Genomic DNA, 25,744 nt, shown 5'->3' on the forward strand with positions numbered 1-25,744 from the left:
TAGATAATGTATCGTTCTCGTCTTAGTACAGATTTGAGTGATCTTACTTTAGAATATGTTTCATCAATTAAAGATGATTACCAAATAGCACTTTATGATATTCTGGGAAGTCAAGCTCATACACTAATGTTATATGAAAAACAAATTATTACAAAAAATGATACAAAAAAAATTCTTTCAGCATTAGAATCTCTAAAAAATGAAAAATTTGATAATTTGACTGAAGCCGAAGATATTCATGAATTAATTGAAACACTAGTTATCAAAAAAGCAGGAATTACAAGTGGTGGAAAAATGCATACTGCACGTTCCCGAAATGATCAGGTTTCTTTAGATATTAGAATGAAAATTCGTGATGATATTAATATTATTTGTAATTGTTTACTTGATACTATTGAAGCACTTGTATCTCTAGCAAAAAATCACCAAAAAACAATAATGCCTCTTTACACACATCTACAACAAGCTCAAGCTGGTTTATTTTCACATTATCTAATAGCTCAGGCCGATGTATTGTTTAGGGACTTTGATCGACTTTATGTTGCATTTAACCATGTTAATCAAAGTCCATTAGGTGCAGGACCTGTTGGAGGAACTAGTATTGAAATAGATCGACATAGCACTGCCAAAATGTTAGGATTTGACAGTGTTTTAGAAAATTCTCTAGATGCGACTAGCACACGTGATTTTGTTGCTGAATATGTTTCAATGATAGCAATACTGATGACTAATCTGAGTAGAATTTCTGAAGATTTTGTTATTTGGTCAACATCTGAATTTTCCTTTATAGAACTTGCAGATGAATTCACATCTCCATCAAGTGTAATGCCTCAAAAGAAAAATCCCGATATATTAGAATTAACAAGAGGAAAAACCGCAGAAGTAATTGGAAATCTTACTGCAATCCTAACTACCATCAAAGGACTGGCTTCTGGATATGGACGTGATCTGCAACAAATTAAATCATCCATTTGGTCCACATCTAAAATTTCTATAAACGCATTATTGATTTTAAAATCTATTCTTCTTACATTACATGTTAATGAAAAAGAAATGAAAAAGGCAGCTGAATCTAGTTATCTTGTTGCCCTTGATATTGCAGAAAAATTAGTTCGGAATGGAATTCCATTTCGAACAACTCATAAAATTGCAGGAGGCTTGGTACAATTAGCACATCAATACAACAAATCTTTGAATAGGCTCACTGTAAAAGAAATTTCAAAAATTGCACATGATGCTAAAGTCACTCCTAATCTTATAATGAAAATCATTGAATCCACAACAATTACATCTTCTCTAAAGGAAAGAAAGTCCTTTGGCTCTTCGGGATATGATGAGCAAAAGAGAATGATTGAAGATCGTGTGAAGAAAATTAATAGTTATAGAATCAATGCAACAAAACGATATAATGATATCACTAAGGCATTCGATGATCTCTCTGGCAAAGTTACTGAATTGATAAAATAGGAGCGGGTCTAGTGGGATTCGGACCCACGACAACCGGATTAAAAGTCCGGTGCGCTACCTGGCTGCGCCATAGACCCCTCACAAAAATGCTTGACGTGTATAATTTAGTCTTTTACAAAATTTTTTTCTGTTGCAGAAACTTTTAATCTGGCAATTTGTTTGAAACAATTCGGGCCCTTGTAGTATAGTCCGGTCTAGAATTCGACCCTGTCACGGTTGAGACGCGTGTTCAAATCCCGCCGAGGGCGCCATTTATCTTAAAATGATCATATTGTCTATTTCATTATGATATGATCGCTCTAAACATCGTATTTTTATATAAAATTGAGAATAATCAAGAAAAAATTTCTACTTGTTCAATTCTCTTATAATCTGTTAATTTCACTGTGAGATGATTTCTCAATATCTCACTTACAAGAATATTAAAATTCAGGCAATTTTAGTAAAATTTGATGTCTAAAGAGAATGATGAATCTAAGATAGAAACAACAACTGTTAATGATTTAACATCTGATAAGATATCTGCAGAAGAAACTGCAAAATCTAAATCTAAAGTAAAAGAAACAGCTCAGACAGCAGAAGGAACTAAAACAACTGATGAATCTAAAATAGCAGCTCAAGCAGCAGCAAAGGCAGCAGCCGCAGCCAAAGCAGCCGCAGAAGCAGAAAAAGCTGCAAAAGAAGCAATTGCAAAAGCAGAGGCAGCTAAAGCTGTAGCCGAAGCAGCCGCAGAAGAAGAATACAAAGCAATTGCAGCTGAAGTAAAAGCAACAACAGCAAAAGCTCCAACATTTACTAATCAACGAAAAAGCGAAGAAATTTTTAGAAGAGAAATGGGAGAGCCTGAATTTTTCTTAGCAAAAAAAGATAGATTTCCAAGACCGATTCTTTCATCTGAAGAACAAGATGAACTCACAAGAAAAGTTGAGATTCCAACAGATAACACACCAAAATACATTCCACAACATGTACTAAGTCCAGAGTTTGGTGGAATGTCTAATTATGAATCAGGAGTAGGAAATTTCTTGGAAGAAACCAAACAAAAACTTAAGAAATTAAAAAATGATCCAAACTCATCTCAAAAAGATATAATTGCAACACAACAAGAACTTGCATATTTAGAATCAATTTATGAGAATTATTATATTGGTATGAATGTTTTCCGTACTGCAAAAGGTGGAAGGAACAAACTAAGAGAATAAATGGTGATGAATTGAGCGAAATTAATTTTGATATTATTAATGCAAGAGTAACTTTCAAAAATGTACCGCTTCACTCCTTAGCACGATTTAGATTCAATGATCTTAAAATTGCATGTGAAACTTTTAAGAAAATTCCAGGTGTTGCAGAATGTATAATAATTCAAACTGCTAGTAGAGTTGAAATATTTACAGTAAGTAATTTGGAAACAGGAGATACTCCTGACGGAAGGAGAGTTGAAGGAAAAGCATTAGTTTTAAATCAAATTAAAGAAACATGGGAATCTCTATCTGAACTTGAGCAAATTGATATTGATCATTTTGATCAAACACTTGAAGTTTACAAAGGCACTGATGTCTATCTCAATCTGTTGAGGCTGGCTTGTGGTTTGGAATCAGTAGTCATTGGTAAAGAAGAAATATTGAATGAAATTAAAGCTGCGCTTTCACATGCAAAGGAAATTAACGTCTCAGGAGATATTTTGAATAAATTATTTGAAAATATTATTCGTATTGCGTCAAGAATTAGAGAAACTACTGGCATTAGTAAAAATGTCATATCTTTAGGTGATGTTTCTGTGAAGATTGTAGATGAAAAAGCAGGCTTGGATGCTAAGAAACGTATTCTTCTAATTGGTACAGGCGAATCTGCTGCTAGAGTCGCTAAAACTCTAAATAAAAAAGGATTTGCATTTGATGTTACAAGTAAAACAATTGAACGTTCAACTGGATTTTCTAAAATTTTGGGTGGTAAACCAATTGCATTTGAAGAAGTTTTAGCAGGATTTGATAAATATGATATAGTTTTTGTTGCAACTACTGCTGATTATTTCTTAATTACTTTTGATAGACTAAAATTAGTAATGGAAGAAAAAAAGAAAGGAACACTGATTTTAGATTTATCCGATCCAAGAACAGTTGATGAAGGAATAACTGCATTACCTGGAATTAAATTACTATTTAGAGATCAAATTGCTGAAATATATGAAGAAAATGTGAAATCTCGAATTGGAATGATTCCTGCCGTAGAAAAAATTATTGAAAAAGAAATACCAATTCTAGAAGCAACAATGAAACACATTACTGCATAATCTTAATTCATTTAATGGACAATTAATAATTGCTAATCTGTACTGTTATTTTTTTCTAAGGATAAATTGCATTAGGGCTTCTTTTGAATAATCTATTCCATGTATGTCTTCAGTATGTTTTCCGAATTCTTCTATTACTTGTTCTATTTCACCTTCTGATACAAATTCACACTCAAAACCATAATCACTGCATTTTAGTTTAGCCATGTCCTGAGTCTATTAACTCGATATAAATATCAAAAGAAAATTTTTGTTCATAAAACTACGGATCTATTAATTTTGCTATAATTGCCACAAATCGATGATATTATTTTTATATGGATATTTGATCTCTTGCCATTCTCATATAACATCTAAGTTGGACAGAAATACATTTATCCAAAGTAACAAAAATTATTCTGTATGGTAGTAGAACATAAAGCTAAGATTACTTACATGCAATTACTTAAAGAAGATCTAGTTGTTATTCGTCTAGTTCCGAATGATGGAATGCCAAAATATACTACAGGCCAATTTCTAACTATCGGGCTTCCAATACCATCAGAACAAAAGGTTGTTCGAAGAGCATACTCTATTGCATCCCATCCTGAAAATCGAGATTATTTTGAATTTGTAATTAGATGGGTAAGAAAACCACTTCCAGGTCGTGTTACTACTGAACTATTTTATGCCAATGTTGGTGATGAAGTATATTTGGGTGAACCTACAGGTAATGCTTTACTAATTGATGATAAATTACCAAATGGTCAACCTGATAATAGAAGAATTGTTTGTGTAGGTGGTGGAACTGGTCTAGCACCATTTATTGCTTTTGCTAAACATCTACATGATACTGGAGATAAACGTGAGATAATTGTTTTACATGGTGCAAGTTATGTTGATGAGCTAAGCTACAAAGAATTACTAACAAATTATGAAAATGAAAGTATTGAAAGAGGAAAAGATCAATGGAATTTTAGGTATAGAGCAGCAATTAGCAGACCTAAAGAATTTTTCAATAGATCATGGGCAGGTCATGTTGGAAGAGTAGAATCCTTTTTCAAACCAAATAAAAATGGTGTTTCACCATTAGAAGAAATGGTTGGAGAAGAAATTACAACTACGAATACCAAAGTCTACATTTGTGGTTATCAAGGTACAATTGATGGGGTTATTGAATACTTGGGACCAAAAGGATTTGTAACAAAGGAAGAAAAACGTAAAGATGGAAGTTATGAAATAAAGTATGAATCATACGGATAAAAAATTATAATTTTTAATGTTAATTTATTTAATTTTCATGATATAGATTTTACATTTTTAATTTATTATATATTTAGAAAATCTTATTTTTTAATTTGTAAAATAACATCATCGATAATTTTTTGATTTGCTGCTGCAATAAATGATATTCTTGTTTTGTAACTAAGATCTGCATCAAGTGGATTCAAATTAGCATCCAAAAGTAAACCTCCTGCTTCCTTTATTATTATGTATCCCGCTGCAATGTCTTGAATCCTTATCTTATTTCTTAAGTCAATAAAAACATCCATTAATCCTCTTGCAAAAAACGCCATTTCTAATGCATTTGCTCCAAAATGTCTAATGTGATTATGCTTCTCAAATATCGGTTGTAATTGTTCCATCAAATCAGACGATGCTCCAGAAGTGTTTACTCCAATAATTTTGTAAATTGGGTCTTTATCATGAACCTTGATTTTTAATCCATTCATAAATGCGCCCTTATCTTTAGACGCCCAATACATATCTCCATTTGATAGATTTGTTATTACTCCATCTGTAATGGAACTTAACCTATCTTCGGTTGCAAATGCTAACGAACTACAAAAAAATGGAACTCCCCTTACAGCATTAGCAGAGCCATCAATTGCATCCATAATGATAAACCCTTTAGGATTATCGGATAGTTCTACTCTACCACATTCTTCTCCTAATACAATACAGTCAAATTTAATTTCTTTCAGATAATCTAATACTGTTTTTTCAGCAATAATGTCAATATTACGTGAAATATCTCCTCCTGCACCAATCCCAAAATCTCCTGCGGCGTTATCTGTCCCTGCTAAATCTTTAACGTTTTCATAAATCATTTTTGAAACATTGCGAAGAATTTCAATTACTTCCATTATCCTCTTTTTCTTTTCTCGTAATTTAAGTGAAAGAAATTTTTAGTTTTGAAAGCATAAATAACAATAAAGTAGCTTAACGTGTGTGAGTGGAAAGGATCAATCTGTTGTAAGTAAAGAATCTTTGATGAGTACAAAGCCTGGAAAACAAATTATGAAACAAGGATTATTCAAATCAAAAGGTTACAAGCTATTTACTCAATATAAAGAAGAAACAGAAAATGAATTTCCAAATTTTGCAGATAGGTTTGCCAGAGATCTATTACATGAAATTAAATCAGATCTTTCTCCAAACATAACACAACAAGCATTTGGAAATGAAGTTGGTTCTACAGAAATCATTCTTCAATCATCAGAAATTAATGCTATAAAAACAAAATTAGAAAATCCTGATATAATTAAAGATCGAGTTCTTCGTATCTTAAATTCCAATTTTGTAAAAATGACTTTTCCAGTATTTAATGCCTTATTTGATGGAGCTTCTAATTATACTGGAACAAATGATCCTCAATTACGACAAGATATCGTGGAAGGTCATATCTTGGCTATTGATCTAAGTGAACCAATGGATAGAATTGTAGACAAAGATGAAGATTTAGAATATTTAGATGATTACAAACTGATGAACCCATATATTTTAAAATTAGCTCGAAATAAAATTTCTAAAGGCGGTGATCAAGTTCTAAAAGAATTTGAGGCAGGTTTCAAAGATGCCAGGATTGGCCAATATCTTGATGAGAAATTAAAATCAAAACCAACCATGATTACAGAAGAGGAGATGACTTTATCATATAAAAAATATCGTGCAGTTATGGGTACAGCTGGAAGAAATATGGCACTAGCTGAAAGACCTCTTGGTGAAATTTTCTATCTTGGAATGGCAAGAGCTGCTGAAGGTGTTGGATGTGGAAATGAAATTGAAGACTCGATCAAAAATGGATTTGTAAAAATTCCTTCTTGGCCATTATATTATACATTATTATCTAATGATGTTAAAACTGGATTCGAATTAACCTTGGAAAAAAGCAATTTGTATCTCCAAGATGCCCGATTAGCCCTCAAATTACTACCTGAAGAATTTTCTCATACTGAATTTTTAGAATTTTTGTTTTTGACTGTTGAACATTATAATCAATACTGGTATAACCAATTACAAAAAGCAAACAAATGGTCAGAATTTGAATCTAAACTCCCTAAGTGATTAAATTGATGTGGTCTGAAAAATATAGACCTCAGAATATTTCTGATATGATTGGTAATGAAGAATCAAGATCTTCTATAATTGAGTGGTTCACTAAATGGAAAAAAGGTACAAAACCTCTTTTGCTAGTTGGCCCTCCCGGAATTGGCAAGACAACTATTGCATATCTTACAGCAAAACAATTTCAGTATGATATGGTTGGATTGAATGCAAGTGATGTAAGAAGTAAATCTAGAATTAACGAAATACTTTCGCCTGTACTTGGCAATGTCAGCATATTGGGCTTACCTATGATCTTCATTGATGAAGTTGATGGTATTCATGGACGAGGTGATTATGGTGGAGCAGAAGCATTAATTGAAATTTTAAAGGAACCCACTGTACCAATAGTATTGGCTGCAAATTCTGATACTTCTGATAAAATGAAAAGTATTAAAAAAGTTGTTAAAACTATATCTTTTAAACCCATTCCCCCACGTCTTTTGAAAATTTACCTTGAAAATATTTTAAAAAAAGAAAATGTAACTCTTAGTCCTGGTTCTATAATAAAAGTAATTGATAGATCCAGAGGTGATGTTCGTTCTATGATTAATTTAACACAATCTCTAGTAACTGGGTTTAATCCTCAAACTGAAAAATCGTTTGAAAGTATTAATGTCGAAGATGGAATTAACGCATTTTTTAAAGCAAATTCATTTGATGAAGCTAGGGGCGTTTTGTATTCTATGCAAATTGATCCAAGATTAAAAATAGATGCATTTTACTCAAGTATTGTTACAAGTAATTTAGATAACCAAACGCTTGCAAAACTATTAGAAATTATTTCTGAAGCCGATATGCTTTATGGAAAAATTATGAAAACTCAAAATTGGAGATTATTACGTTATTTAAATGAAATTTTGATTCGATTATATCTAAATGATGAACGAATTAGATATTCACAATACAATCTTTCATGGCCCCTTCTAAATCGGATTAGATGGGATGGAAAAAAAATTAAGTCTTTATCTTCTGTCATGGCAAAAACATTACATCTTTCTTCTAGTGCTTTTGTTACAATGTGTTTGCCATACGTATTATTTTGTATAAAAAATAAAAAACTAAGTTTAGACTTAGAAGAAACTTTTGGTGATGTAATAGAAAAGGAGATTGAATTAATCAAATGAGTTGGAGAAAAATACCTATGAAGTTTCCTGGTACATGTGTTGTCTGTAACGAAAAAATCGAAGTAAACGAAATTGGATTGTGGGCAAAAGGACTAGGTGTAAAACATGAAAAATGTGCTCAAATTAATGAACTAAAATGTATTGTTTGTAGCGGTTCCGCTGGTTGCTTACAATGCGAATTTCAAGATATTTGCGATATTCAAAAGGTATCACAGCTATGTATTTGCAAAAAATGCAGTGAAGAGAAAAATTCTTTCGATTCTTATCAAAAATCTGTAAAAAAGAAATTTTTACTCTTAAATCTGAATTTATAAATTATATTTAGTTTAAAATCCACCGATCTGATATTCTCTTACAAATACTAAATGTTAGATATAAAACTGAAAAAATAAAACTAAATTAATATAGTAAGATTTCTTTTCATCTATATCAGATGCACTTTGAAAAAATAGATGAATATTCTAAGATAAATAAAATATCGTTACAAGGTGGAGGACAGGATAAAATCAAAGATCAACATGATAAAGGAAAATTAACCGCCAGAGATAGAATTGATCTCTTATTAGATGTAGGTACTTTTACTGAGATTGATCCACTTGTAACTCATCATTATTATGAATATGACATGCAAAACAAAAAATTCTTCACTGACGGAGTTATTGGCGGTTATGGAACAGTAAATGGTAGACAAATCTTTGTCTTTGCTTATGATTTCACTGTACTTGGTGGTACATTAAGTCAAATGGGAGCTAAAAAAATTACCAAATTAATGGATCATGCAACCACTACTGGTTGTCCGATAATTGGCATAATGGATTCAGGAGGAGCAAGAATTCAAGAAGGTATTATGAGTCTTGATGGATTTGCTGATATTTTTTATCATAATCAATTAGCTTCTGGAGTTATTCCACAAATTACTGCAAGTATTGGTCCTTCTGCAGGCGGATCTGTTTATTCTCCAGCAATGACTGATTTTGTTATTATGGTTGACAAAGTAGGAACAATGTTTGTTACTGGACCTGATGTGGTAAAGACTGTCCTTGGTGAAGAAATCTCATTTGATGATTTAGGTGGTGCAATGACACATGGAGTAAAAAGTGGGGTAGCTCATTTTGTTGCAAAGAATGAATACGAATGCATGGATTATATAAAAAAATTGATCTCCTATCTACCACAAAATAATACTGAAGAACCACCAAAAATAAAAACTGACGATGATCCAAATAGGCTTGATCACAATTTAATCAATATCATTCCCGATAATCCATTACAACCATATGATATGAAAGAAATCATTAACTCTGTTGTTGACAATCATGAATTTTTTGAAATTCACGAATTATTTGCACCAAATGTTGTTGTTGGTTATGGTAGACTAAACGGTAAAGTTGTTGGTATTGTTGCTAATCAACCAATGCATCTTGCAGGTGCACTTGATATTGATTCATCAAACAAAGCAGCTAGATTCATTCGATTTTGTGATGCGTTCAATATTCCAATAATCACATTTGTTGATACCCCTGGTTATATGCCAGGTTCTAATCAAGAGCATAATGGTATCATCAGACATGGTAGTAAACTTCTTTATGCTTACTGTGAGGCTACAGTTCCAAGAATCACTCTCGTAATTGGAAAAGCATATGGTGGTGCCTACATAGCTATGGGAAGTAAAAATCTAAGAACCGATGTAAATTATGCATGGCCAACTGCACGATGCGCAGTCTTGGGAGGTGAAGCGGCTGTTAAAATTATGTATAGAAAAGAACTATCAAGTGCTAAAGATCCTGAATCACTCAAAAAACAACTAATCCAAGAATTCTCAGAAAAATTTGAAAATCCATATGTTGCTGCATCACATGGTACCATTGATAATGTAATTGATCCAGCTGAAACTCGCCCAATGTTGATTAAAGCATTAGAAATGCTTGCAAACAAAAGAGCAAAACATCTTCCGAGAAAACATGGAAATATCAATTTGTGATTAATATGATTGAAAAAGTTCTAATCGCTAATAGAGGAGAAATCGCTTTACGTGTAATCAAGACATGTAAAGCATTAGGAATCAAAACTGTTGCTGTATATTCTGATGAGGATTACAATTCTTTACATGTTAAGCAAGCTACAGAAGCGTATCATATTGGTGAAGCTGCACCATCAAAATCTTATCTAAATCAGGAAAAAATCATTGAGACAATTTTATCTTCTGGAGCGGATGCAATACATCCTGGCTATGGTTTTCTTTCGGAAAATTCTGATTTTGCAAGTAAATGTGAAAAAAATAAAATTAATTTTATTGGACCGTCTGCTGCATCAATGGATCTTTGTGGTGATAAGATGCAATGTAAAGCAGCAATGCTAAAGGCAAAAGTTCCAACTGTTCCAGGAAGTCCAGGTCTTGTTAAAGATGTTGAAGAAGCATTAAAAATTGCTAATGATATTTCATATCCCGTATTACTAAAATCTGTTTTTGGTGGTGGCGGTCGTGGAATTAGATTAGTAAATAATGATAAAGAATTACGAGAAGGTTTTGAAACAGTTACTAGCGAGTCTATCTCTGCAGTAGGAAAATCTGCAATCATTGTTGAAAAATTTCTTCAAAAAACTAGACATATTGAATATCAAATGGCAAGAGACAAACATGGGAATGCAGTCCATATATTTGAAAGAGAGTGCTCAATTCAAAGACGTAATCAAAAACTTATTGAGCAAACACCTTCCCCTGTAGTCGATCAAAAAACAAGAGATAGAATTGGTGAGCTAGTAGTTAAAGCATCTGAAGCAGTTGATTACACTAACTTAGGTACGGCTGAATTTTTACGAGCTGATAATGGAGAGTTTTATTTTATAGAAATTAATGCCAGATTGCAAGTTGAGCATCCTATTTCTGAATTAGTTTCTGGATTAGATTTTGTTAAACTTCAAATAGATATTGCTAATGGTGAACCGCTTCCATTCAAACAAAAAGATCTTAAAATGAATGGATATGCTATTGAATGTAGAATAAATGCTGAAGATACATTTTTAGATTTTGCTCCTTCTACAGGACCGGTTCCAGATGTCACAATTCCATCTGGTCCAAGTGTTAGATGCGATACCTATCTATACCCTGGCTGCACGGTATCTCCATTTTATGATTCTTTGATGGCTAAACTTTGTACATGGGGTCAAACATTTGAGGAGTCACGAACACGTATGCTTAACGCATTAAATGACTTTTACATTCAAGGTGTTGAAACGTCAATTCCACTTTACAAAACAATTCTAAATACTGAGGAATATAAAAGTGGAAATCTCTCCACGGATTTTTTAAATCGGTATAAAATCATTGATAGATTAAAAGAAGATTTAAAAAATGAAAAAATTGAAAAAAGTGATGTTGCATTGGCAGCTGCCATAGTTTATTCTGAATATTATAAAAGTAGAGTGGAAAATTCTACTAGCAACAATTCTAATTGGAAAAATAAATTGAGTTGATACTAAATGGATTATAAAATAAAAGATATCGAAAAAACATTTGACGGTGAAATTATCGGGAATCTTGGTAATAATGAATATGAGATTAAAATTAATGATAATAAACATCAAATAAAAATTCTAAAAATGGATTCCAAAGGAATTGAATTTGTATTAGATCAAAAATACCACAGAGCAAAATATCTGGAGAATTCAACAAATGAAATGAATCTCATTATTGACAATGTGCCAATTACAATTAACATGCACACTGATCTTGATAAAATTGTATTCAAACATTCAGGAGGAAGTGGAGCTTCTGATTCTCAATTGACCTTGAAGAGTCAAATTCCTGGAAAGGTTGTTTCTATTGCTGTTAAAGAAGGTGATTCAGTAAAACAGGGAGATGTAATTTGTACATTAGAATCTATGAAAATGCAAGTTGCTATAAAATCTCACAAAAATGGTTCAATCAAATCCATTAAAGTCAAAATTGGTGGAACTGTAGCTAAAAGCGATATTGTCGCAGAAATAGAATAAAAAATTTCTGATTTAATTTAAAAATTTTTTAATTTCATCATAATTAGGTTCTTTTAATGGATCTTCTGATACCCATTTGTATCCAATTTTTCCATCTTCCATTATTATGAATACTGAACGTTTTGCAGCATTGTAATCTTTGATGTGTAGCAGATGTGGCATCAAAACATCATAATCACGAATTGTTTTACTATTGTAATCAGCCAATAATGGAAAATTAAAGTTATTTTTTTGGACAAATGCTTTATTCGCAAATGGCCCATCATTACTTATTGCAACTATCTGAGCTCCGAGATTTGAAATTTCACTCCATGAATCTCTAAAGTTACACAATTCATTTTCACAAACAGGAGAACTTGCTGCAACGATAAACGTAAGAACGATCTTTTTCCCTTTAAATTCATCAAGAGTCCTCATTTTAAGATCTATGTCTGGAAGTTCGAATTTAGGAGCAATATCTCCAACATTCAATGCCATGATCGCATTAATTGGTTATCCTATTTAGTACTTTACTCAAAAATTCATTTCTAAAATTTAAATTAAAAAAGTGCATACCTTTTTATACAAAAACTTGGGTTCAAAGCTAAATTGGTCGGGGAATTAGCTGGCAATTATAGTACTATAGTATTGATGTTCGGATTTGCTGTAGTTGCTATGGCGCCTGCACTTGTAATTTCTAGAATGATTTCTCCAAGAAAAAGAAGTAACCCTGTTAAATTTTTGCCAATGGAATGTGGACAAGTTCCATCAGGTGAGGGAAGAACTCATTTTATGATGCAGTATTATGCTTACATTTTGATGTTCGTTGTTTTTGATGTTATGGCAATTTTCTTATATGCATGGGGAAGTTCCCTTTTAGATCTACCGAAATCTGCTACTTTGCCGATAATTGGTTTCTTGGGAATTATGTTTGCAGCAATGGCTTTTGCATTACATCAATCAGGGAGACGAGACATATGGTAGTTTTTTATACAAATCAAAATTACGGTAGTGGAGGATTAAATTGATTAAAGATCTAATTACACCACAAAATGCAAATGTCTTTGTTGGAAAACTAGGAGATATTTTAGAAAAAGCAATTGATAAACCGTTAGGTTATGCAATTAATTGGGGACGAATTTGGTCGCTTTGGCCTGTTCATATTGAAACAGCATGTTGCAGTGTAGAATTTGGGGCTGCATCAAGTCCAAGGTATGATGTTGAAAGATTTGGTATCATTGAAGCATTTGGTTCTCTAAGACAATGTGATCTAATTGTAGTTCAAGGAACTATAACAAGAAAAATGGCACCGCGATTACGATTAGTTTATGATCAAATGCCAGAACCAAAATATGTTATTGCGATGGGTGCATGTGCAATCACTGGTGGTTTATATTTTGATTCATATAATGTACTTCCAGGTATTGATGGTGTTTTACCAGTAGATGTTTATGTTCCAGGTTGTCCACCTAGACCTGAAACTCTTATTCAAGGATGTATGTTATTACAAGAAAAAATTAAGAGAATGAAGGCCAGGAAGTATGTATAATGAGTTCTGATTCTGAAAATGAACAAATTGAAACTACATCTGATGAACCTGCATCTAAAGCAACTCCACCGGCCAAAGAAATTGAGTTGCCAAAATTTGAAAAAGGCATTGCAGATAAAATTGTTGAAAAATTTGGCTCTAAAACTAAAATAGCCTTTGTAAAACCCGATAGAGTTAGAATTGATGTTGGTAGAGATGATATCAAAGAAGTGGCAGAATTTTTAAGAGACGTTCTTAACTTTGATCATGCTGAATCTGTCTCTGGTGTAGATTATCCTCAAGATAAAGAAATTGAGGTAGTTTATCATTTAGGTTCCTATACTGATCCTTCCCTTTCAAGACAAATTCTTGTATTGACTACTAGGGCACAAAGAGAAGAAAATCCAATTCCTGGAAATGATTCAACAAAACTTCCCAGTCTTAGAGAAATATTTTACAGTGTAGAATTTCATGAGCGAGAGATTTTTGAAATGTTTGGAGTTTACTTTCAAGGTCATCCAGATAATAGACGATTACTTTTACCAGAAGATTGGGCAGATTTACCACCTCTTAGAAAGGACTTTGCAATTAAAGGAAGATAGATATGAATCCCGAATTACCGCCAGGACTTGCACTCCAAAAAGTAGACGAGAGAATCATGACTCTAAATGTTGGACCTCAACACCCAGGTTCTGGTCATATGAGAATTATTGTACAAATAGATGGTGACTTTATTGTTGCATGTGATCCAGATCCAGGGTATGTTCATCGTGGTGAAGAGAAAATGGCTGAATATAGAAACTATATCACAAATATCCCTCATTTAGAAAGACCTGTAATTCATGATTCTTGTAATGTATTGTATCCATATGTTTTAGGAGTTGAAGAAATATTAGGTATTGAAGTACCTGAACGAGCTAAATATGTTCGAGTCATTGCATCTGAACTTAACCGTTGTATCTATACAATGTACTGGCTTGCAATCTATGGAATTTTCTTAGGACATTCTACAATGTTTATGTGGCCTGCTGGTGATCGTGAACTCTTAATTGATTTAATGGAAAAAATGACTGGTGCACGTGTTACACATGCACATTTTGTACCTGGAGGAGTTAGAAATGATTTACCACCAAACTTTGAAGATGTTTGTTTACGACAAGTAAACTATTTTGAAAAACGTATCAAAGAATATGCTGCAATATTTTATGACAATCCAATTTTAATTGCCAGAACAAAAGACACTGGTATTTTATCAAGACAAGATGCAATTAGACTTGGAACAACTGGTTCCGTACTTCGTGCAAGCGGTGTTGATTATGATCTTAGAAAGAAAGAACCGTATGATGTCTATGAAGAATTAGACGTTCATACTAATGTGATGAAAGAAGGAGATTCTTATGCAAGATCTAAAGTCCCATGGCTTGATATGTTAGAAAGTTGTGCAATAATTCGTCAAGCATTACAAAAAATGCCAAAATCAGGTTCTGTTAGAGTTAAACTTAAACCAAATCCAAAAGGTAAAGGACTTGATTCTGTATACAAACGTGTAGAATCTGGTAGAGGTTCTTTAGGATGTTATATCGTATCAGATGCAAAACCTGAACCTTATCGCGTAAAGATGAGTGTTGGTTCATTTAGAAATTTGATTGCATTGCCATATCTTCTCAAAGGTGAAAAACTTGGTAACATGCCATCTGTTTATTGGAGTCTTAATTACTGGCCTGTGGAGGCAGATCGATAAATGTCTGTTATTGCACCAAATTTCAAGTTTAGTGAATTTGTAAAATCTATTTTAGATAATCTATTCTGGATCTTACTTATTTTTACATTAGTTGGAATTCCTGCGGTACAAATTGTATTATTCTATATTGAAATGCCAGTTATTGATGGCGAGTTACTTACACCATTTCTTGCATTAACATGGCTGGCAGATCCTTCCAGAACTCTTCCAATTCTAAAAGCATTTATGAATACTGATTTGTTTAGAATTGCAGCATTTCCAGGATTTGGTTTTGCAGCATTAATTGCAGCTGGAACTATCTTTATAGAAAGAAAAATGCTGGCAAAACTGCAACTACGTGTGGGTCCTTTCTATTGTGGTAAAGTTGAAGGAATTTTACAATTAATGGGAGATGGACTTAAGCTAATCTCAAAAGAAATTATTATTCCTGCAAAAGCAGACAAACCCATTTTCTGGGCTGCACCGGTGATATTTGTTGCAACTGCAGCTGCATTTGTTGCATTAATTCCAGTTGCACCAGGCTGGGTAGTTGCAGATGTTGATGTCGGATTGTTAGCTGTATTTGCAATCATTGGATTCTTTCCAATTATTACTATTCTATCTGCATGGTCTTCAAATAGTAAATTTCCATTCATTGGTGGAATAAGAGCATTGCATCAAATGGTGTCATTTGAAATTCCATTGATTCTCTCTTTATTGGGCGTAGTAATTCTTACTGGAACACTAAATCTTTCTGAAATAGTTGAAAGTCAGACTAACTTCCCATGGATTATTTTCTTACCAATAGGAGCAATTATTTTCTTTATTACCATATTAGCTGAATTAGAAAGAATTCCTTTTGATTTACCTGAAGCAGAAAGTGAAATTGTTGCTGGTTGGTTAACAGAATTTTCTGGAATGATCTACGGTCTTGTTCAATTAGGAACCTATCTGAAACTTTATGCATTTGCAGCTTTGTTTGTTGTTTTGTTTCTTGGTGGATGGACTGGACCAATGATATGGCCTCCATTTCCTGAAGAAATTATTACTGATGGAATAGTGATGGGCCCAATTACAGCTAAAATTCCTGGATTGCCAGTATTTTCTCAGGAGATGCTTAATGGTGTTGTATGGTTTGTAATTAAAACAGTAGGGGTGATATTTTTCATTCTATTACCACGAGGAGTTTTCCCACGAATTAGAATTGATATGTTATTGAGTCTAGGTTGGTACAAACTAATTGGATTAGCATTCGTTAACATCTTTATAGCACTCGGATTGTTGTACGCTGGAGTCTTGGGACCTGGAGGAATATTGTAATGAATACTGCAACTGGAATTATCAAGGCATTAAATTCAGGAATTAAGCATTTAGCCATTAAACGATTTACATTACGATATCCTGAAGAGAAACTAAAATTTGTTGGAGATGGTTATCAATTTGATCCATCAACAGGTGTTGGAATTGCTGGCTATAAAGGACGTCATATGCTATTTCATGATCATTGTACTGGTTGTCAATTATGTTCCATTGCATGTGAAGGTGTAGCCGAAGCTATAGCGATGGTAAAAGTTCCAGAAGAACACAAACAAAATAAAAAAGCTATCATGCCACAAATTGATTATGGTAAATGTGTATTTTGTGGATTATGTGTTGATGCATGTCCATTTTATGCATTGTATATGACAAATGATTATGAGCTTTCTTCGTTTAGTAAAGAAGGTTTGATTTACACCCCTGCTCAACTTCAAGTAAAACCATATGTTTCTCAAGATTCATCAATACAAATTACTGATAGAGGTGCAACTCATGGCTGATGCTGTATTTCTTGCATTATCTGTAATTACAATCGGTTCTGCAATTGCTGCATTAGAAATGAGATCTTTAATTTATGGGTCAATTGCATTAATGGGAACACTTGGTGGAATTGCTGGATTCTTTTTACTTTTAGATTCGCCTTTTGTTGCAATGTTTCAATTAGCAGTTTATGTAGGTTCAATTGCTGTTTTAATTTTATTTACTGTGATGTTGGTAAAAAGAGAATTAATCTTTAAGAAAATAGAAGATAAAAGAAGAAAATTTGCTGGTATTGCATTGATGTTAATTTTCATGGTTGCATTAGGTTCTGTCATAATGGATTCAGGTATCAAATCAATAACTACTGATGAACCTGCAGTTGATTTTAGAAATATTGGTGCAGACTTTTTAACATATTATTGGCCAGCTTTGATTTTAATGGGACTGATATTAGCTGGCTCAGTTACTGGTGCACTAGTTTTAGCAAGAAGAGAGGATATTCAAAATGAGCAACGAACTGATTGATTTTGTTTTAGTTTCTATTGCCTTGTTGGGCATTGGAATTTACGGATTATCTGTTAAAAGAAATGCAATCCGAATGCTTTTTGCAGTTGAAATAATTATCAATGCTGCAAATCTTAATTTGGTAGCATTTGGACGATTCTTACCTCATAGTGGCGGTCAAACATTAGCTTTATTTTCAATTGCAATTGCTGCTGCCGAAGTTGCGGTAGGACTTTCATTAATTATAGTTGCATATCGTATGTACCAGAATATTGACATTGCAGACTTTAGGAGTTTGAAAGGATAATGGAATATGCACTTTTACAGGCAGTTTTCTTGCCATTATTATTATCTCCTGTAGCCTACATTATTGGAAGAAAACTTGGTCCTACTCCTGCAATGTGGTTTACATTTGGACTTTTGCTTTACACAACTGTACTAGTAATTTTAGCCGCACTAAGTGGTACTACGGAAGAACATTATCCATGGACAGAACAATTTGGTGAATTTGGTTTCTTGTTGGATGGTTTAGCATCGCCATTTGCTATTATAATTTACGTACTCAGTACAATCTTAGCACTTTACTCAAAACCATACATGATTCATAGATTTCATGAACAATATGAGGAAGAGCAACATGAAATCACATCAACAACTAGTGGACATTCTGAAATAGTTGAATCCTCTTCTCTTTCAAACTATGTTAATGCAAAATCAGGACTTTACTTTGCACTTTATCTTGTTTTTGCAATGGGAATGCTTGGAACTGTTCTTGCTACAAATCTAATTGAATTTTATGTGTTCTTTGAGATTATGCTGATTCCTGGTTTCTTTTTGGTTGCTCTTTGGGGTGCTGGTCCTAGAAGAAAGATTGGTTTAATGTTCTTATTTTGGACACATGCAGGTGCCGTTGTTCTATTATTGGGATTTTTAATGATTGGTCTTACTATCGGAAGTTTTGATTTTGCAGATATTGATGAATCAAAAATTCCACATGATATTTTGATGCTTTCAGCTATTGCCATTTCAATTGGTCTTGGAGTCAAATTAGCAGTATTCATGTTCCATATTTGGCTCCCTTGGGTCCACGGTTCTGCACCAACTCCAATTAGTGCATTATTGTCTCCTGCTATGATTGGTATCGGCGCTTATGGTATTTTCAGATTGATTGTAGAATTTTTACCAAATACATTTGCTGAACTTTCAATTTGGTTCCACATATGGGGACTTGTTACAATGATTTACGGCGGTGCAATGGCTTTAATGCAAGACGATATCAAACGACTACTTGCATATTCTAGTATAAGTCAAATGGGTTACATTCTATTTGGAATCGGTTCAATGTCAGCACTTGGATTATCTGGTGCTGAAATGATGTATGTTACACATGCACTTGGTAAAGGAATTCTCTTCATGATGGCTGGAATAATAATTGTTAAAGTTGGCACAAGAAATATTTCTCAACTAGGTGGTCTAGCTGGAAAGATGCCAATTACTGCTGTATGTGCAATGATTGGTGCATTGACTATCATGGGAGTTCCTCCAACTAGTGGCTTTATGGGTGAATGGACTTTATTTTTCGGAGCATTAGAAACTGCGATTGAAGAAGGATCAACTGTCCGAGCAGTTACATTTGGTTTGGGTCTAGTTGCAACTGCATTAACAATGTCATACATGCTTTGGATGCTCAAACGCGTATTCTTTGGAAAACTTCCAGAACATCTTGAGAAAGTAAAAGAAGGAAGTTGGTATATGACTGCACCAATGATGGTACTTGCAGGTTTTACTATTGTTCTAGGAATTTATCCGGACATATTCTTTAATCAAATAATTCCGTACATGAATGGAGTATTGGGGGTTTAGTATATGGCTACTGAAGCATTAGGTTTACCATTTGAAGTAGGTGCATCAAGTGCATGGTTGATTTGGATTCTACCTTTCATTGCAGCTCTAATCATGCCGGGAGTTGGAAAAATATCCAAACGCTCAACTGGTTATGTTGCAGTAGGTTTTGCTTTGATGAGTGCTCTTTCAGCCGCATCCCTATTGCCAATGGCATTAGAAGCACATGAAGTTCATGATCAAATTTCTTGGATTAGTTCAATTGGTTTGAAAGCTGGCGTATTAGCTGATCCTCTTTCAGTAATTATGGCAAATGTAGTTGCATGGATTTCATTCCTCATTATGATTTACAGTACAGGATACATGAAAGGCGATAAATCGATTACAAGATTTTGGTTCTGGATGATGTTCTTTATTGGTTCAATGCAATTAATTGTATTATCTGATAATTTACTACAAGTCTTTTTTGGTTGGGAAGGTGTAGGACTTGCATCATATGCGTTGATCAGCTTTTGGTATCGTGATAAGAAGAAAGATCATGTGGGAACTGAAGGACGAACTGTTCTTGGACTCTTAGATTATTATTCTCCAACTCATGCTGGAATGAAAGCTTTCATCATGACAAAAGTAGGTGACGTGATGATGATTGCTGGTATGCTTTTGATATTCTTGTTTGCTGGAACATTTGGATTTAGAGAATTAATGCATGATACAGCTTGGGCAACATCAATGTCTGCTCAAGGTCTCTTAATTCCTGCATTTGTATTATTATTTGGTGGTGCAATTGGTAAATCTGCACAATTCCCACTTAACGAATGGTTGTTAGAAGCAATGACTGGTCCAACTGCAGTTTCAGCTTTGATTCATGCTGCAACTATGGTAAAAGCAGGTGTTTTCCTAGTGATGAGATTAGCACCACTAGTTTTCGCTTTAAGTGCTGCAGGAATTTTGGCAGATCAATTCTTTGAAATAATTCTCTTAGTTGGTGCAACAACTGCACTTCTATTAGGGCTTCAGGGAATGGTTAATTCTGAAATTAAAAAAGTACTTGCATATTCTACCGGTTCTCAAATTGGTTACATGATGATGGTGCTGGGAATCGCTGGATTGTCAGAACAGTTTGTTAATGGATTTACTGCAGGTTTCTTCCATCTAATTTCTCATGCAATGTTTAAGGCATCATTATTCATGGCTGCAGGATCATTGTTACATGTTGTAGGTTCAAGATTTATGACAGATATGGGTGGATTACGAAAACACATGAAAAAGACTTATGCGTTTATGTGGGCTGCTGGTCTTGGATTGATGGGTGCACCATTTATCACAACTGGTTTCTGGAGTAAAGATTCTATTTTTGGTGCTGTTTATACATCAGGACATGAATGGGCAATACCGATATTTGCAATTGCCGTACTAACAGCAATAATCACTGCATTTTACACAACTAGAATGTTGGGATTAGTATTCTATGGTTCAAAGAGTAAACATATCCAAAAAATGGAAGAAGAAGGACATCACATTCATGAAGCTCCATTATCTATGTGGGTACCATATGGAATTCTAGCTGTACTTACAATTGCTATAGGTATAATCGGTTTGTCATTTGAAGTAGGATTACATGAATTATTTACTGAATATCTTGAAGAATCATTTGGAATTCATTCTATACATCATGAAATTGAAAACTCTATACTGCCCGGATTCTTAGATGGAGTTAATCCTGTTGCATTAGCGGCATCACTAACTGCATTTGGAATCGGAACTGGATTAGGATATGTGTTTTATATTGGTAGGTGGGTTGATCCAGTTAAATTTGTAAATTCAAATATTTTCTTTTATGCTATCCATAAAGTTATTTTGAATCGATTTTACCTTAATGCAATTATTTACTGGTGCTTTGTAGTTGCTCCGCTATGGCTTTCAAGAGGCGTATTCAGATATTTTGAAAAGACTGCTATCGATTATGGAATGAATAGTGGATTACAAAAAGCAGTTGGTTGGAGTGCTAAAGTAGTTCAAGGAACTCAAACCGGTGTAGCGCAATCTTATCTATTCGTATTTGGAGCTGGATTACTATTTGTAGTCTTGATATTGTTGATATAGGAGTATGATGAGATGTTAGAAATTAGTTCAACTCCATTGGTAATAATTGCAATACTTGGTACCGTGGGAATTTTGTTACCTATCATCAGCATTGCAAGAAAAGAAAAAGGTTCCAATTCATTTTATGCCGTTATTGCATTTGCAGCATTAATTGTATCGATAGGATACGTTGCATATCAATTTGTTAATGGAAATATACTTCCATCTGCACTGTTTTCCGAAGATGTTCTTGTAGATGATGCATTTGGTGGATTCTTTGCCATTGCAATGTTAATTGTTGCAATCTTCACTACAGTTGGTTCCTTTAATTATATGCGAAAAAAGAACTATCCTGCTGTATACTATTCGCTAATACTACTTTCTACAATCGGTATGGTGTTAGTGGCATACTCTACTGACCTAGTAATGTTATTTGTTGCTTGGGAACTTATGAGTATTCCAACATATGTTTTGGCTGGATTTATGAAAAAGAATCCAAGCTCAAATGAAGCTGCACTGAAATATTTCTTGTTTGGTGCATTATCGTCTGCAATTATTGTCTATGGAATCTCATTATCTTATGGTTTAACCGGTTCGACAAATATCGGCGAAGTTATTCAAGGTTATGCAACTCTTGATCCTTCCTTGTTACCATTAGCATTATTGTCTGTTGGAATGTTTATTGCAGGATTTGGATTTAAGATGGGACTAGTTCCATTCCATCAATGGTTACCTGATACTTATGAGGGTGCACCACCAACCATTACCACTTTACTCGCAGCTGGAACAAAGAAAGCAGGATTTGCAGCAACTATTAGAATAGTAGTTCTTGGAATGGTAGTACTAAATCTGGATTGGACTTTAGCTCTTGGGGTTATTGCAGTAATGACAATGACTATTGGTAACATTGCAGCAATAATGCAAAAGAACCTTGCAAGAATGCTAGCATATTCTAGTATTGCTCATGCTGGCTATATCCTAATAGGGCTTGCAGTATCTCCTTACAGCTCACTTGGTTTACAAGGTTCCCTCTATCACATCTTGAATCATGCAGTAATGAAAGGAATGGCCTTCATCGCAGTTACTGGCATAATCACTACACTTGCTGTAACTCATATCGATAAACTCAAAGGACTTGGTAGAAGAATGCCTATTACCGCACTTGGGTTGATAATTTCCTTATTTGCTTTAGCAGGTGTTCCTCCACTTGCTGGATTTTGGAGTAAACTAGTATTATTTGGCGGTGCATTAGATGCAGGAACTTCAATATGGTGGGCACCTTGGCTTGCAATAGCTGGAGTTCTAAACAGTGCTTTATCACTTGCTTACTATGGTTGGATCACAAGAAAAATGTACTTTGAAGGAGAAAATGAAAAGCGTGTATCAGAACCAAAATCAATAATTGCAATAATGATATTCTCTATCGTCTTCTTGGTAGGATTCGGTATTTATCCAGATCCAATAATTAAATTTGTTGAATTTGCAGCTCCTACATTTAGCTTAGGCGTTATGCCTTAAATGTTGTAAATTTTATAAGATTATCTAAATTTATTTTTGCATTATTGTCTGCAATTTTTCTTAAACTAGTTCTAGATTTATCTGAAAATTCTTTTAAAAGCTCCTCCATTTTGTTGAAAACGTCTCTAGGATCAGAACTTTTCTTGATCAATAAATTAAATAATTTATCTTCATTCTTCCAGTCTAACAGATCATCTCTTATCTGATATGCAATTCCTATGTTTTTTCCGTATTCTGTAAGTGCTTCTATCTCTTCTTCGCTACCATTTGCAATTATTGCACCTATTCTTGCAGCAACTTCAAATGCAGTGGCAGTTTTGTATTCAATCACTCTAAGGTAATCATCAAAAGTAACATCTTCACTAGTTTCTAATCTGCTTTCTATCATTTCACCTTCACTCATCAACATAGCTGTTGTTGCTAAATCCTTTGTAATTCTTGCATTGTTTAATCGTGAAGAAATGGCAAGGATTAATCCTAAAACAAAATCTCCAGTCAATACACTTGTGTTATATCCATATTTGATATGAAATGGTTCTTTGAGTCTTCTCATAGTTTCATTATCGATAATATCGTCATGGATGATTGATTCCATATGCAAAAATTCTACTGCACATGCTGCTGCCAAAGTATTATCGTCAATTTTTCCTACGCTCTCAGCAGCTAATGATAAGATAATTGGTCTAATTCGTTTTCCACCCTCTAAAGAATATTTTAACGGTTCGATAAATTCAGATTCAGAATACAGTGATAGTTCTCTATCTAATGCGTGGTTAATTTTGTCTATATACTTACCATATGTCTCAAGTAATGGATTTATCTCAATATTTTTTCTGTCCAAGATATTGATCTATTCAAAAAACTTTCTCATTAGTAATTAAATCTTGGTGCTCCAGCCGGGATTTTCATCGTTAGATTTTGAACCCGGGATCACTGCCTTGAAAGGGCAGTATGCTTGACCGGTCTACACCACTGGAACCCACAAAAATTGGGTAATTTGTCCATAAAATCTTTTGTAAACCACAAAGATTTTTTTATTGGCACAATACGAGATGTGATATGAATCTAATAAAACGAATTGATGAAATGATTGAAGAAAGAAGTTTGTTAAAACACCCATTCTATCAAATGTGGTCTGATGGAAAATTATCTCTTGATTCTTTAGCTGGATACTCTAAGGAATATTTTCAACTTGTAAAGGCAGTTCCATCATTTATGACTCCAATAATAGAAAAAGCTCCAAATTCTGTAATCAAGGAACTAGTTGAAAATCAATTTGAAGAATCTTCACATATTAAATCATGGATTAAGTTTGCAGGCGAATTGGGAATTTCTGAATCTGAGTTAACTCATTACAATGGATTAGAAAAGACCAGAAAAGCTGTTTCAGAATTATCTGAATTAATGACTACTTATGATGGCGGTGCATGTGCAATGTATGCTTTTGAAAAAGAAATTCCAAAAATAAGCCAAACAAAACTTGATGGCTTGATAGAGTTTTATGGAATATCAAACGATGAGGCTACAGAATACTTTAAACTTCATACTGAAGCTGATATTCGTCATACTGCTTCTTGGAGAAATATTCTTGAAAAAACATCATCTGATTCAGACAACTTGATCCAAATTGCAGATAAATCTATTTCTGCACAAAATTTGATGCTTGATAGTTGTTATGAATCTTATTGTTTAAGCTCATAACATTTTATACTGAAGATAAAATTCATCTGCTTAGGGCCCATAACTCAGCTTGGTAGAGTACCCGGCTCATAACCGGGGAGTCAAGGGATCGAAGCCCTTTGGGCCCATATTATTTCCGTTAGTTTTAAAATGACCACAGACAAAATTTACTGGCTGCAATGAAGAATCAGAGTTATATCTGAAAGATGATTGAAAGGCATTTGTCTGAGCCGCCAAAAATTATACTTCAATCTGTTTCCTTACTTTTTCTAAAATATCATCTTCTATGAATTTTTGTTCGTGTAATGCTTGTGTAATTTGCATTACATTTGCAAGAGAATGTAATTTAACTCCTAATTCTTTGAGTGCTTCATCTGCACCTTCCATTCTATTTACAATTACATATGCATCTTCAATTGTTATGTTGGCATCTTTCAATGATTTTATGGCATTCACAACAGAACCTCCTGTAGTTGCAACATCATCTATCATTACAACCCTCATTCCTTTGTGAATTTGTCCTTCAATTGATTTTGTAGTGCCATAATCTTTTGGTTTATTTCTTACATAGATTAACGGTTTGACTATTTCAATCGCTAACGCTGATGCAATAATTAAGCCTCCTGTAGGAACTGATACTAGAGAATCAAAACTATCCAGTCCTATGTCTTCTGCAATGTTGTTTTGTAGCTTTTTTACCATAGTTCTAAATTGATGAGGATAGCTAGGAACCAGCCTTAAATCTACATAGTATGAACTCTTTTTACCGCTTGCAAGTGTAAAATCTCCAAATTTTATAATTTCTTTTTGCATCAAAAAGGTTGAAAATTCTTTTATGAATTCCATGTCTA

General features: G+C 33.6%; 27 protein-coding genes and 4 tRNA genes. 23 read left to right on the plus strand and 8 right to left on the minus strand.

Annotation, left to right across the window (positions count from 1 at the left end; all coding sequences use genetic code 11):
* Positions 1-6: 6 nt before the first annotated feature.
* Positions 7-1,467: an argininosuccinate lyase gene (gene argH, locus DSQ20_RS01580; protein WP_179365797.1), complete on the plus strand. Its 1,461-nt coding sequence runs from the start codon at positions 7-9 to the stop codon at positions 1,465-1,467.
* A 3-nt stretch (positions 1,468-1,470) separates the two neighbouring features.
* Here the strand turns inward: argH and DSQ20_RS01585 are convergent.
* A tRNA-Lys gene (locus DSQ20_RS01585) sits at positions 1,471-1,544 on the minus strand.
* Between the two features lie 96 nt (positions 1,545-1,640).
* Between DSQ20_RS01585 and DSQ20_RS01590 the strand changes: the two genes are divergently transcribed.
* The 3 genes from DSQ20_RS01590 (at position 1,641) to DSQ20_RS01600 (ending at position 3,757) form a co-directional block, all read left to right on the plus strand.
* A tRNA-Asp gene (locus DSQ20_RS01590) sits at positions 1,641-1,718 on the plus strand.
* Between the two features lie 201 nt (positions 1,719-1,919).
* On the plus strand, positions 1,920-2,669 hold the full coding sequence (locus DSQ20_RS01595) for a hypothetical protein (RefSeq protein WP_179365798.1): 750 nt from the start codon (positions 1,920-1,922) through the stop codon (positions 2,667-2,669).
* Between the two features lie 11 nt (positions 2,670-2,680).
* Positions 2,681-3,757, plus strand: coding sequence for a glutamyl-tRNA reductase (locus tag DSQ20_RS01600; RefSeq protein ID WP_179365799.1), 1,077 nt, complete (start codon positions 2,681-2,683; stop codon positions 3,755-3,757).
* A gap of 45 nt (positions 3,758-3,802) precedes the next feature.
* On the opposite strand, the gene DSQ20_RS01605 is transcribed toward DSQ20_RS01600, so the two are convergent.
* Entirely contained in the window at positions 3,803-3,964 is a 162-nt protein-coding gene (locus DSQ20_RS01605; protein ID WP_007549620.1) for a DUF1059 domain-containing protein, read from the minus strand.
* A 195-nt stretch (positions 3,965-4,159) separates the two neighbouring features.
* Here DSQ20_RS01605 and DSQ20_RS01610 point away from each other — a divergent pair, with 195 nt between their 5' ends.
* Positions 4,160-4,999 (plus strand): FAD-binding oxidoreductase, encoded by an 840-nt coding sequence (locus DSQ20_RS01610; protein WP_007549623.1) that lies wholly within the window; start codon positions 4,160-4,162, stop codon positions 4,997-4,999.
* A gap of 83 nt (positions 5,000-5,082) precedes the next feature.
* Here DSQ20_RS01610 and DSQ20_RS01615 read toward each other — a convergent pair whose 3' ends face one another.
* Both DSQ20_RS01615 and DSQ20_RS10980 read right to left on the minus strand, forming a co-directional pair.
* Positions 5,083-5,883: an inositol monophosphatase family protein gene (locus tag DSQ20_RS01615; protein WP_179365800.1), complete on the minus strand. Its 801-nt coding sequence runs from the start codon at positions 5,881-5,883 to the stop codon at positions 5,083-5,085.
* Positions 5,884-6,750: 867 nt separating this feature from the next.
* Positions 6,751-6,816 (minus strand): hypothetical protein, encoded by a 66-nt coding sequence (locus tag DSQ20_RS10980; RefSeq protein WP_370464197.1) that lies wholly within the window; start codon positions 6,814-6,816, stop codon positions 6,751-6,753.
* Between the two features lie 276 nt (positions 6,817-7,092).
* Here DSQ20_RS10980 and DSQ20_RS01625 point away from each other — a divergent pair, with 276 nt between their 5' ends.
* From DSQ20_RS01625 to DSQ20_RS01645, 5 genes are all read left to right on the plus strand, one after another.
* On the plus strand, positions 7,093-8,250 hold the full coding sequence (locus DSQ20_RS01625) for an AAA family ATPase (protein WP_179365801.1): 1,158 nt from the start codon (positions 7,093-7,095) through the stop codon (positions 8,248-8,250).
* A gap of 17 nt (positions 8,251-8,267) precedes the next feature.
* Positions 8,268-8,564 (plus strand): hypothetical protein, encoded by a 297-nt coding sequence (locus DSQ20_RS01630; protein WP_007549629.1) that lies wholly within the window; start codon positions 8,268-8,270, stop codon positions 8,562-8,564.
* A 119-nt stretch (positions 8,565-8,683) separates the two neighbouring features.
* Positions 8,684-10,231 carry an acyl-CoA carboxylase subunit beta gene (locus tag DSQ20_RS01635; protein WP_179365802.1) on the plus strand — a complete coding sequence of 516 codons (1,548 nt, stop codon included), beginning with the start codon at positions 8,684-8,686 and terminating at the stop codon, positions 10,229-10,231.
* 5 nt (positions 10,232-10,236) lie between these two features.
* Positions 10,237-11,724 (plus strand): acetyl/propionyl/methylcrotonyl-CoA carboxylase subunit alpha, encoded by a 1,488-nt coding sequence (locus tag DSQ20_RS01640; protein WP_179365803.1) that lies wholly within the window; start codon positions 10,237-10,239, stop codon positions 11,722-11,724.
* 6 nt (positions 11,725-11,730) lie between these two features.
* Complete coding sequence (locus DSQ20_RS01645) at positions 11,731-12,243, plus strand: acetyl-CoA carboxylase biotin carboxyl carrier protein subunit (protein ID WP_179365804.1); 513 nt, start codon at positions 11,731-11,733, stop codon at positions 12,241-12,243.
* Between the two features lie 12 nt (positions 12,244-12,255).
* On the opposite strand, the gene DSQ20_RS01650 is transcribed toward DSQ20_RS01645, so the two are convergent.
* Positions 12,256-12,720, minus strand: coding sequence for a redoxin domain-containing protein (locus tag DSQ20_RS01650; RefSeq protein WP_007549633.1), 465 nt, complete (start codon positions 12,718-12,720; stop codon positions 12,256-12,258).
* Positions 12,721-12,873: 153 nt separating this feature from the next.
* Here DSQ20_RS01650 and DSQ20_RS01655 point away from each other — a divergent pair, with 153 nt between their 5' ends.
* The 11 genes from DSQ20_RS01655 to DSQ20_RS01705 are packed head-to-tail and all read left to right on the plus strand — an operon-like array spanning position 12,874 to position 23,213.
* Positions 12,874-13,206: an NADH-quinone oxidoreductase subunit A gene (locus DSQ20_RS01655; protein ID WP_048110249.1), complete on the plus strand. Its 333-nt coding sequence runs from the start codon at positions 12,874-12,876 to the stop codon at positions 13,204-13,206.
* 40 nt (positions 13,207-13,246) lie between these two features.
* Positions 13,247-13,771: an NADH-quinone oxidoreductase subunit B gene (locus tag DSQ20_RS01660; protein ID WP_007402311.1), complete on the plus strand. Its 525-nt coding sequence runs from the start codon at positions 13,247-13,249 to the stop codon at positions 13,769-13,771.
* On the plus strand, positions 13,771-14,352 hold the full coding sequence (locus DSQ20_RS01665; RefSeq protein WP_179365805.1) for an NADH-quinone oxidoreductase subunit C: 582 nt from the start codon (positions 13,771-13,773) through the stop codon (positions 14,350-14,352). Before DSQ20_RS01660 ends, DSQ20_RS01665 begins: the two co-directional genes overlap by 1 nt.
* A gap of 2 nt (positions 14,353-14,354) precedes the next feature.
* Positions 14,355-15,491 carry an NADH-quinone oxidoreductase subunit D gene (locus tag DSQ20_RS01670; protein WP_007549637.1) on the plus strand — a complete coding sequence of 379 codons (1,137 nt, stop codon included), beginning with the start codon at positions 14,355-14,357 and terminating at the stop codon, positions 15,489-15,491.
* Complete coding sequence (nuoH, locus tag DSQ20_RS01675) at positions 15,492-16,790, plus strand: NADH-quinone oxidoreductase subunit NuoH (protein WP_179365806.1); 1,299 nt, start codon at positions 15,492-15,494, stop codon at positions 16,788-16,790. It begins immediately after the preceding gene.
* Complete coding sequence (locus tag DSQ20_RS01680) at positions 16,790-17,287, plus strand: NADH-quinone oxidoreductase subunit I (RefSeq protein ID WP_007549640.1); 498 nt, start codon at positions 16,790-16,792, stop codon at positions 17,285-17,287. The genes nuoH and DSQ20_RS01680 overlap by 1 nt, the downstream gene beginning before the upstream one ends.
* Positions 17,280-17,792 (plus strand): NADH-quinone oxidoreductase subunit J, encoded by a 513-nt coding sequence (locus tag DSQ20_RS01685; RefSeq protein ID WP_007549641.1) that lies wholly within the window; start codon positions 17,280-17,282, stop codon positions 17,790-17,792. Before DSQ20_RS01680 ends, DSQ20_RS01685 begins: the two co-directional genes overlap by 8 nt.
* Positions 17,773-18,078, plus strand: coding sequence for an NADH-quinone oxidoreductase subunit NuoK (gene nuoK, locus DSQ20_RS01690; protein WP_048109341.1), 306 nt, complete (start codon positions 17,773-17,775; stop codon positions 18,076-18,078). Before DSQ20_RS01685 ends, nuoK begins: the two co-directional genes overlap by 20 nt.
* Complete coding sequence (locus tag DSQ20_RS01695) at positions 18,078-19,634, plus strand: NuoM family protein (RefSeq protein WP_007549643.1); 1,557 nt, start codon at positions 18,078-18,080, stop codon at positions 19,632-19,634. Before nuoK ends, DSQ20_RS01695 begins: the two co-directional genes overlap by 1 nt.
* Positions 19,635-19,637: 3 nt before the next feature.
* The gene (locus DSQ20_RS01700) at positions 19,638-21,716 is read left to right on the plus strand and encodes an NADH-quinone oxidoreductase subunit L (RefSeq protein WP_179365807.1); all 2,079 of its coding nucleotides are present in this window, start codon (positions 19,638-19,640) and stop codon (positions 21,714-21,716) included.
* Positions 21,717-21,728: 12 nt separating this feature from the next.
* Positions 21,729-23,213: an NADH-quinone oxidoreductase subunit N gene (locus DSQ20_RS01705; RefSeq protein ID WP_007549646.1), complete on the plus strand. Its 1,485-nt coding sequence runs from the start codon at positions 21,729-21,731 to the stop codon at positions 23,211-23,213.
* Here the strand turns inward: DSQ20_RS01705 and DSQ20_RS01710 are convergent.
* Positions 23,203-24,054, minus strand: a complete 852-nt coding sequence (locus tag DSQ20_RS01710; RefSeq protein ID WP_007549648.1) for a polyprenyl synthetase family protein — start codon at positions 24,052-24,054, stop codon at positions 23,203-23,205. The genes DSQ20_RS01705 and DSQ20_RS01710 overlap by 11 nt on opposite strands.
* A 44-nt stretch (positions 24,055-24,098) precedes the next feature.
* Positions 24,099-24,192 (minus strand) — tRNA-Glu (locus tag DSQ20_RS01715).
* A gap of 80 nt (positions 24,193-24,272) precedes the next feature.
* On the opposite strand from DSQ20_RS01715, the gene DSQ20_RS01720 reads away from it, so the two are divergent.
* The gene (locus DSQ20_RS01720) at positions 24,273-24,914 is read left to right on the plus strand and encodes a TenA family transcriptional regulator (RefSeq protein WP_007549650.1); all 642 of its coding nucleotides are present in this window, start codon (positions 24,273-24,275) and stop codon (positions 24,912-24,914) included.
* 33 nt (positions 24,915-24,947) lie between these two features.
* Positions 24,948-25,021 (plus strand) — tRNA-Ile (locus DSQ20_RS01725).
* Between the two features lie 112 nt (positions 25,022-25,133).
* Here DSQ20_RS01725 and pyrE read toward each other — a convergent pair.
* A complete protein-coding gene (pyrE, locus tag DSQ20_RS01730; protein ID WP_179365808.1) occupies positions 25,134-25,739 on the minus strand; it encodes an orotate phosphoribosyltransferase in 606 nt (201 codons plus the stop codon).
* Between the last annotated feature and the right edge of the window lie 5 nt (positions 25,740-25,744).

Source organism: Nitrosarchaeum sp. AC2 (genome assembly GCF_013407385.1).
Taxonomy (GTDB): Archaea; Thermoproteota; Nitrososphaeria; order Nitrososphaerales; family Nitrosopumilaceae; genus Nitrosarchaeum; species Nitrosarchaeum koreense.

Excerpts from the sequence above, each read along its gene's own strand:
- argH (WP_179365797.1), top strand. The coding sequence starts at position 7 with ATGTATCGTTCTCGTCTTAGTACAGATTTGAGTGATCTTACTTTAGAA.
- DSQ20_RS01595 (WP_179365798.1), top strand. The coding sequence starts at position 1,920 with ATGTCTAAAGAGAATGATGAATCTAAGATAGAAACAACAACTGTTAAT.
- DSQ20_RS01605 (WP_007549620.1), bottom strand. The coding sequence starts at position 3,964 with ATGGCTAAACTAAAATGCAGTGATTATGGTTTTGAGTGTGAATTTGTA.
- DSQ20_RS01610 (WP_007549623.1), top strand. The coding sequence starts at position 4,160 with ATGGTAGTAGAACATAAAGCTAAGATTACTTACATGCAATTACTTAAA.
- DSQ20_RS01615 (WP_179365800.1), bottom strand. The coding sequence starts at position 5,883 with ATGGAAGTAATTGAAATTCTTCGCAATGTTTCAAAAATGATTTATGAA.
- DSQ20_RS01625 (WP_179365801.1), top strand. The coding sequence starts at position 7,093 with ATGTGGTCTGAAAAATATAGACCTCAGAATATTTCTGATATGATTGGT.
- DSQ20_RS01630 (WP_007549629.1), top strand. The coding sequence starts at position 8,268 with ATGAAGTTTCCTGGTACATGTGTTGTCTGTAACGAAAAAATCGAAGTA.
- DSQ20_RS01635 (WP_179365802.1), top strand. The coding sequence starts at position 8,684 with ATGCACTTTGAAAAAATAGATGAATATTCTAAGATAAATAAAATATCG.
- DSQ20_RS01640 (WP_179365803.1), top strand. The coding sequence starts at position 10,237 with ATGATTGAAAAAGTTCTAATCGCTAATAGAGGAGAAATCGCTTTACGT.
- DSQ20_RS01645 (WP_179365804.1), top strand. The coding sequence starts at position 11,731 with ATGGATTATAAAATAAAAGATATCGAAAAAACATTTGACGGTGAAATT.
- DSQ20_RS01650 (WP_007549633.1), bottom strand. The coding sequence starts at position 12,720 with ATGGCATTGAATGTTGGAGATATTGCTCCTAAATTCGAACTTCCAGAC.
- DSQ20_RS01655 (WP_048110249.1), top strand. The coding sequence starts at position 12,874 with ATGTTCGGATTTGCTGTAGTTGCTATGGCGCCTGCACTTGTAATTTCT.
- DSQ20_RS01665 (WP_179365805.1), top strand. The coding sequence starts at position 13,771 with ATGAGTTCTGATTCTGAAAATGAACAAATTGAAACTACATCTGATGAA.
- DSQ20_RS01670 (WP_007549637.1), top strand. The coding sequence starts at position 14,355 with ATGAATCCCGAATTACCGCCAGGACTTGCACTCCAAAAAGTAGACGAG.
- nuoH (WP_179365806.1), top strand. The coding sequence starts at position 15,492 with ATGTCTGTTATTGCACCAAATTTCAAGTTTAGTGAATTTGTAAAATCT.
- DSQ20_RS01680 (WP_007549640.1), top strand. The coding sequence starts at position 16,790 with ATGAATACTGCAACTGGAATTATCAAGGCATTAAATTCAGGAATTAAG.
- DSQ20_RS01685 (WP_007549641.1), top strand. The coding sequence starts at position 17,280 with ATGGCTGATGCTGTATTTCTTGCATTATCTGTAATTACAATCGGTTCT.
- nuoK (WP_048109341.1), top strand. The coding sequence starts at position 17,773 with ATGAGCAACGAACTGATTGATTTTGTTTTAGTTTCTATTGCCTTGTTG.
- DSQ20_RS01695 (WP_007549643.1), top strand. The coding sequence starts at position 18,078 with ATGGAATATGCACTTTTACAGGCAGTTTTCTTGCCATTATTATTATCT.
- DSQ20_RS01700 (WP_179365807.1), top strand. The coding sequence starts at position 19,638 with ATGGCTACTGAAGCATTAGGTTTACCATTTGAAGTAGGTGCATCAAGT.
- DSQ20_RS01705 (WP_007549646.1), top strand. The coding sequence starts at position 21,729 with ATGTTAGAAATTAGTTCAACTCCATTGGTAATAATTGCAATACTTGGT.
- DSQ20_RS01720 (WP_007549650.1), top strand. The coding sequence starts at position 24,273 with ATGAATCTAATAAAACGAATTGATGAAATGATTGAAGAAAGAAGTTTG.
- pyrE (WP_179365808.1), bottom strand. The coding sequence starts at position 25,739 with ATGGAATTCATAAAAGAATTTTCAACCTTTTTGATGCAAAAAGAAATT.